Source organism: Streptomyces sp. P5F9, from assembly GCF_057961495.1.
On the sequence record NZ_JBXVPZ010000928.1, the window covers coordinates 1 to 1,304 of the forward strand.

Below are 1,304 nucleotides of genomic sequence, written 5' to 3' on the forward strand. Positions count from 1 at the left end.
GCGGACCGCCTCGACCAGCTTGACGATGTCGTGCGCGTGGGCCACGGGCTGGAGGTCGTCCAGCGGGCTCACCCCGCAGGGTCCCTCCAACTTCGGCCCCGACCCGTCGCGGCCGGTCCCGCCGCCGCCCGGACCGACCCCGCCCGCGGGTCCCGGTGGGACGAGCGGCGCCCCGCAGGCCTTCCAGCAGTCCGCTCCGCCGGCCCCGCCCGGGTTCCCGCAGGAGACGAACCGTCCGCAGCAGGGCGGCCCGTCCTTCGGCGGCGGTGACGACGACTGGGTGATCTCCCCGCCGACCCCCGGCTCCCCGGGTGGACCCGGTGGTCCCGGCGGTCCCGGCCAGGGGGGCGGTGGCTACGGCTATCCGCAGCCCGGTTCGACCCAGGCACCGCCTCCGCCGCGTCCGGCGTACCAGCAGCAGCCGACGACGTGGATGGCGACGATCGGGCCGGACCGCGAGTACTTCATGGCGATGATGCAGCGTTCGGGGCCGGAGGCCGCGGGGCTCAATCTGCCCGCGTACTCGCCCGAGCAGCAGCGTCAGCTCACCGGCAACCAGATCACCATCGGCCGTCGCCGGCACTCCACCGGCGAGTCTCCCGACATCGATCTGTCCGTGCCGCCGGAGGATCCGGGTGTCTCGCATCAGCATGCGGTGCTGGTGCAGCAGCCGGACGGGAGTTGGGCCGTCGTCGACCAGAACTCGACGAACGGTACGACCGTCAATGGTGGCGAGGAGCCTATTCAGCCGTTTGTGCCGGTGCCGTTGCAGGACGGGGATCGGGTGCATGTGGGGGCTTGGACGACGATCACTGTGCGGCGGGGTTAGTTAAAAGGTCCCGCAGCGTCGTTTGTCGTCTGCGGGCGCGTCGTGGCTGGTCGCGCCCCGCGGCGGAGCCGCTAATGTCACAGCCCCGCGCCCCTTCAGGGGCGTTGTAGTCACCGGAGATACCAGGCGTGCGGGCCCTCCGGATCGTCCAGCCATGCCCATGTCTGCTCGCCGGAGACCGTGACGCCGTAGCGCTCTCGGCCTGGCCGCCCTTCTTGCTCCCACAGCTCGCGGGCCTCCCGCGGATCGAGCGTGCCGTGGGTGAGGGTGAGCAGGAAGCGGAGTAGTTCGTGGTCGCCGGGGCGGTGCGGGATCTCGGTCGGCGAGGTGGGCTCCGTGCCGCGCAGGGGGACGAAGTACGCGGCCGTGTCCAGGAAGCGGCCCTCGGCGTGCTCCGCGTCCCGGACGGTGAGGGCGATCAGGCCGGTTGCCAGCGGGGCCAGGATGCGGGCGCCGGGGGTGCACTGGGCGGGCC

At 72.7% G+C, this 1,304-nt stretch carries 1 protein-coding gene and 1 pseudogene; one reads left to right on the forward strand and one right to left on the reverse strand.

Annotated features, from left to right (window positions below):
- Nucleotides 1-829: FHA domain-containing protein (locus AC31A1_RS51545; protein WP_489659934.1), on the forward strand; the 829-nt coding region annotated here is incomplete at its 5' end.
- 110 nt (nucleotides 830-939) lie between these two features.
- On the opposite strand, the pseudogene AC31A1_RS51550 reads toward AC31A1_RS51545, so the two are convergent.
- Nucleotides 940-1,304 (reverse strand): annotated as a pseudogene (locus tag AC31A1_RS51550) (methyltransferase domain-containing protein); the annotation flags it as partial.